At 72.2% G+C, this 5406-nt stretch carries 6 protein-coding genes; 3 read left to right on the forward strand and 3 right to left on the reverse strand.

The window, feature by feature from the left end; genetic code table 11:
• Positions 1-71: 71 nt before the first annotated feature.
• Positions 72-620 (reverse strand): hypothetical protein, encoded by a 549-nt coding sequence (locus AC08OU_RS22095; RefSeq protein ID WP_476602004.1) that lies wholly within the window; start codon positions 618-620, stop codon positions 72-74.
• A gap of 370 nt (positions 621-990) precedes the next feature.
• On the opposite strand from AC08OU_RS22095, the gene AC08OU_RS22100 reads away from it, so the two are divergent.
• On the forward strand, positions 991-1989 hold the full coding sequence (locus tag AC08OU_RS22100; protein WP_476602003.1) for a tyrosine recombinase: 999 nt from the start codon (positions 991-993) through the stop codon (positions 1987-1989).
• Between the two features lie 115 nt (positions 1990-2104).
• On the opposite strand, the gene AC08OU_RS22105 is transcribed toward AC08OU_RS22100, so the two are convergent.
• Entirely contained in the window at positions 2105-2323 is a 219-nt protein-coding gene (locus AC08OU_RS22105; protein ID WP_023841797.1) for a hypothetical protein, read from the reverse strand.
• A 441-nt stretch (positions 2324-2764) separates the two neighbouring features.
• On the opposite strand from AC08OU_RS22105, the gene npdG reads away from it, so the two are divergent.
• Positions 2765-3448: an NADPH-dependent F420 reductase gene (gene npdG / locus AC08OU_RS22110; protein WP_476602002.1), complete on the forward strand. Its 684-nt coding sequence runs from the start codon at positions 2765-2767 to the stop codon at positions 3446-3448.
• Entirely contained in the window at positions 3441-4298 is an 858-nt protein-coding gene (locus AC08OU_RS22115; protein ID WP_476602001.1) for a helical backbone metal receptor, read from the forward strand. Before npdG ends, AC08OU_RS22115 begins: the two co-directional genes overlap by 8 nt.
• 36 nt (positions 4299-4334) lie before the next feature.
• Here the strand turns inward: AC08OU_RS22115 and panB are convergent, their stop codons facing one another.
• Entirely contained in the window at positions 4335-5213 is an 879-nt protein-coding gene (gene panB / locus AC08OU_RS22120; protein ID WP_462188278.1) for a 3-methyl-2-oxobutanoate hydroxymethyltransferase, read from the reverse strand.
• Positions 5214-5406 lie beyond the last annotated feature (193 nt).

The raw sequence follows: 5406 nt of genomic DNA on the forward strand, positions 1-5406 counted from the left end.
CGCCGGGCGCGGGAACGCGCGGCGCCGGCCGGCGGTGGTCGTGCGGGCGGCGGTGGTCCCCGGGCCGGTGGTCATGCCCGGGCCGGGGCGTAGCGCAGGGTCTGGATACGCCAGCCGTGGTCGGTGAGCGACAGTTCGGCCGTGCCGACCCGGGTCGGCACGCCCGGGGCGTCGGAGACCCGCCGGCCCGCTGGGTCCAGCAGCCCCACCGCCCGGGTTCGCACGGTGAAGTCCACCTCGGTGACGAGCCCGACCCGCGGCCGGGCGAGCACGTCGCTCAGCTGATAGGCCGGCCCGTCCGCGCGCAGCCCCCGCTGCTGGAGTGAGCGGGTCACCCCGACGTCGAGGGCGCAGGGCTGGCAGCCACCGAGCGCCCTCGGCGCGATAACCGCGACCCGACCGGCCCGCGCGGCCTCGTTGATCTCGTGAAAGTAGCCCTCGACCGTGCGAGTAGCGGCCGCGGGCGTGTCGTCGACCGAACCGGGGACCGAACCGGGGAAGGAAGGGCCGCCGGAGACGGCCGTGCCCGGGTTCTGGGAACCGGGGCGGGTCGGGACCGCGGCCCCGGATGGCTCGTGCTGGTCGCCGCCGCAGCCCGCGCCCGTGAGGATGACGAGCATGGCGATAGCGACCCCCAGCCGTGCGGCGTACCGTGACGACCCGTTGTCCGCCTGCACAAGTCGCCAGGATAGCCGCGGAAACGCGGTATGTGGATAGGCGCCAACGGAGAACGGGGGGCAGGTCCTACTATCAGTTCGATGATGGGAGTCACCGACGGCGACCGGGTATTCCGGCTGTGCCCCCGCGGCCTCGGCATCCGGCGTCGGCGGGTCCTCGGATCATCGTCCGTCGGCGCCTCGGCCCGGGCCGGACGACCTGTCCCGGCCTGCGGATCATCGAGCCGGGTCCCAGCTGCGTGGCACGCCCGCCGGCGTCATCGATCGCTATCTCCACCATCTGGAGGGCGAACGCGGACTCGCGCACAACTCGGTGCTCGCCTACCGTCGCGACCTGCGCCGCTATTGTGATCATCTCTCCGCATGCGGTCTGTCCTTGTTGGGCGCGGTCGGTGAGGCGGAGGTTGCCGGATTCGCCGCCGTGCTGCGCACCGGTGACGACACGCACCCGCCGCTTGCCGCGGCGTCGGTCGCGAGGATGCTGGTCGCCGTCCGGTCGCTGCACCGCTTCGCGGCCGACGAGGGTGACGTCCCCGAGGACGTGTCCCGGCCGGTTCGACCGCCGACGCCTCCCCGGCGGCTACCGAAGGCCCTGAGCATCGACCAGGTGGTGGCCGTCCTCGCCGCGGCCGCGGGTGCGCCCCCGTCGGGATCCCCGCCGCCGCCCGGGGGACCGCCGCCGGTGGAACCGGCCGAGGCCGTCCGCCGTCTGCGCGCGACCGCGTTGCTGGAGCTTCTCTACGGCACCGGGGCCCGGATCTCGGAGGCCGTCGGTCTCGACGTCGACGATCTCGATCTGGAGGCCGCCTCCGTCCGCCTGCACGGCAAGGGCGGACGTGACCGGATCGTCCCGCTCGGTCGGTGCGCCATCGCCGCGGTGGCCGACTACCTGCGGGTGGGGCGGCCGATGCTGGCCGCCCCCCGCTCGGGGCCCGCGGTCTTCCTGTCCCGCCGCGGTAACCGCCTGTCCCGGCAGAGCGCGTGGTCGGTGCTGCGTACGGCGGCGCTCGCGGCGGGTGTGGAGGGGGTCTCACCCCACGTGCTGCGCCATTCCGTCGCCACCCACCTGCTCGACGGCGGCGCCGACGTCCGGGTGGTGCAGGAGCTGCTGGGACACGCCTCGGTCAGCACCACTCAGATCTACACCCTGGTGACGGTGGACCGGCTTCGCGAAGTGTACGCGGCCTCACACCCACGCGCCTTGGGCTCGACCCTGGGCTCGATCGGTCACCACTCCCGGACCTGGGGACCCGAGGACGGATCCGTGCATGACGGATCCGTGAGTTTCGCCGGGGCACCGCCCCGGTTCTGAGCGACGGTCGGCGTCCCGGGCGAATGTCCACCCGGGACTGTCCGCGGGAGAACGCGCCAAGCGGCGCGACGCCACCGCTTGGGGACGCGTGGACCGGCGCGGCACGTGGACACGCTCAGGATGGGGTGTACGGCCCCAGGCTGGGCATCCCGTTGGAGGGAGCCGAGGCGGGAACGCCGCCGACACCGCCGACCGTCTGCGTGCTGCGCTCGGCCAGGGTTTCGCCCACCTTGCGGGCGATCGCTTCCATCAGGCGCAGTGCCTGCGGCAGCGACAGGTTCAGCACCACTTCGCTGTCGTTCGTCATCGCGAAGCGAACCGACACGTCCGCCATTGCTCGACCTCTCTCGCCTGACTCCGAAGATCTGCTCGATGTGTGTGAAACGGAACGGTACGGCCCATCTGAGACCAATGCGCGCGCGGGGTTCCTGGAAGTACCGGCAGGTTCGCTTTTCGTGTCTACTCTCTCACCAAGTGTCGCGGTCCAAGAGCTGTAGCTGTCAGTCACGTGGGTTGCTCCTCTGCCGGTGGCGACGTGTATGGACCCGGTCGATCCGGATCTCCCCACGGGGGGGCGAGCTCGGAAAAATCGGGCACGTAGCTGTCCCGTTGTCTCTGCATAGTCCCTCATTGCCAGGAGCTGTCCGCAAGGGGGTGGACTTGTCATGCATCGTCATGTCGGAGGGTGAACGGGTTGGTTCCCACCGTTCTGGGAACGCTTTCACGGGTGTCACGCAGCCGGGCGGCCAAAGCCCGGATCGGGCAGGATGGCAGGGTGGCTTCGACTGACCGCGTCCGGCCGGATGTCCCCGCGCTGATCATCGGTATCCTCGGCGGCTCGGGTCCGCAGGGCGGGGGCCTCGGTCTGCGGTTCGCCGCCGCCGGCCATCTCGTGCTGATCGGGTCCCGCTCGACCGAACGCGGCCAGCAGGCCGCGGCCGCGCTCGCGCGTCCCGGCCTGCGTATCGAAGGCGCGGACAACGCCACGGTCGCCGAGCGCGCGGATATCGTCATCATCGCGGTTCCCTGGGATGGCCATCGCCAGACCCTGGCCGCCTTGCGGGAGCCGTTGGCCGGGAAGATCGTGATCGATTGCGTCAACCCCCTCGGCTTCGACAAGGGGGGTGCCTTCGCGCTCGCGGTGCCCGAGGGCAGCGCCGCGCAGCAGGCGGCCGCCGTCCTGCCGGACAGCACCATCGTGGCGGCCTTCCACCACGTCTCTGCGGTGCTGCTGGCCGATGACGCGGTCGCGAAGATCGACACTGATGTCCTGGTCCTCGGCGACGATCGGGCCGCCACCGATCTGGTGGCCGCGCTCGCCGAGCGCATTCCCGGCATGCGGGGCATCTACGCCGGCACGTTGCGCAACGCCGGTCAGGTCGAGGCGTTGACCGCAAACTTGATCTCGGTCAATCGTCGGTACAAGTCACACGCCGGCCTGCGGGTCACCGATGTCTGAGCGGCGTCCGGACGTGGCCTCTCCGGACGTGGCCCGTTCGGACGTGGCCACGGTGGCGAACGGGCGGGAACGAGAGGCGGGGACGGCCCTCCGGGACGATCTGGGCCACCCGGTGGCGATTCCGGCGCGGGTGGAACGGATCGTCTCGCTCGTTCCCAGCCTCACCGAGTCGATCGCCGTTACCGCGCCCGGTCTGCTGGTGGGTGCCACCGACTGGTGCAGCCATCCCGCGGGGCTGGCCGTCGCCCGGGTCCGGGGGACAAAGAACCCCGACCTCGACACCATCGTCTCCCTGGCTCCGGACCTGGTCTGCGCGAACGCCGAGGAGAACCGGGAACCCGACCTCGCCGCGCTGCGCCGGGCCGGGCTCGCCGTGTGGGTCACCGCCCCTACCACGGTCGATCAGGCTCTGGTGAGCCTGGACCGGATGCTGCGCCTGGCCTGCGGGCTGGCTCGTCCCGGCTGGCTCGACGCCGCCCGGCAGGCCTGGGCCGTGCCGGCCGCCGGGCCGCGGCGGCGGGCGTTGGTGCCGATCTGGCGCCGGCCGTGGATGGCGGTCGGCCGGGACACCTTCACCGGCGACGTGCTGCGCCGGCTGGGGGTCGACAACGTGCTGGCGGACTCGCCGGACCGCTACCCTCGGATCGATCCCGCGGCCGTCCCGCCCCATGACCTGGTGGTCCTGCCCGATGAGCCGTACCCCTTCAGCCCGTCGGACGGACCCGAGACCTTCAGCGCGCCCGCGGTCTGCGTGTCCGGCCGCCTGCTGACCTGGTACGGCCCGTCCCTGGTCGAGGCGGGGTCCGTGCTCGCGGCGGCGCTGGCCCGGACCGGCGATGGGCCGGAGTGACAGCGCCGCCGCCGGCACCACCGGCCGGATGGCTGATCAGTAGCTGTGCTCGATTGTCGGGTACCTGCCGTCCCGGACGTCCGCGCGGTAGGCCCGGGCGGCGTCCGCGAGAATCGTGCGCAGATCCGCGTACCGCTTGACGAACCGCGGCGCGCGGCCGTCGCTCAGCCCGGCCATGTCCTGCCAGACCAGCACCTGGGCATCGCATCCCGAGCCGGCTCCGATGCCCACGGTGGGGATGCGCAACTCCTTCGTCACCCGGGTGGCCAGATCGGCGGGAACCACCTCGAGCACGACCGCGAACGCGCCGGCCGCCTCGAGCGCCAGCGCGTCGGCCAGCAGGACCTCGCCGGCCTCGTCGCGGCCTTGGACCCGGTAGCCCCCGATAGTGTGGATGCTCTGCGGGGTCAGCCCCAGATGCCCGATAACGGGGATGCCGGCGCCGACCAGGGCGTCCACCGCCCGGACCACCCGGGAACCGCCCTCGAGCTTCACCGCGTGCGCCCCGCCCTCCTTGAGGAAGCGGGTAGCGTTCGCCAGCGCCTCGGCCGGCCCCCCCTGGTACGACCCGAAGGGCAGATCGGCGACGACCATCGCGTGCGGTGCTCCGCGGACCACCGCCCGGACCAGCGGCAGCAGCTCGTCGACGGTGATCGGCACGGTCGTGTCGTAGCCGTAGACGACGTTGGCGGCTGAGTCCCCGACCAGCAGGACGGGGATCTCCGCCTCGTCGAAGACGGCGGCGGTGGTGGCGTCGTACGCGGTCAGCATCGACCACTTCTCGCCCCGGTTCTTCGCCGCGGCGACGTCACGCACTGTGAAACGGGACCGGCGTGGCCGCGGCGGCGTGGTCGGCGCGCCGTAGGGCGTCGCCGCCGGGCCCGCCGGGTGGGTGGGTGTGCCTGAAGCATCCATGAGCGCTCCTGTACGTCCGTCCGGGCGCTGGGCGTCCCGGCGTCCCTCTCATGCTGCCACCAACGGCCGCCACGCGGAGAGCCCGCGGCGGAGCAGATCCCCCGGCCCCTAGGGCCTGTTTGGGAAGTTTATCGGGGCAGCCATTCGTTGATCGCGGCGATGGTGACTGTTGCTTCGTAGCGGACGGCTAGCT

It is taken from the genome of Frankia sp. CcMO1 (assembly GCF_977945845.1).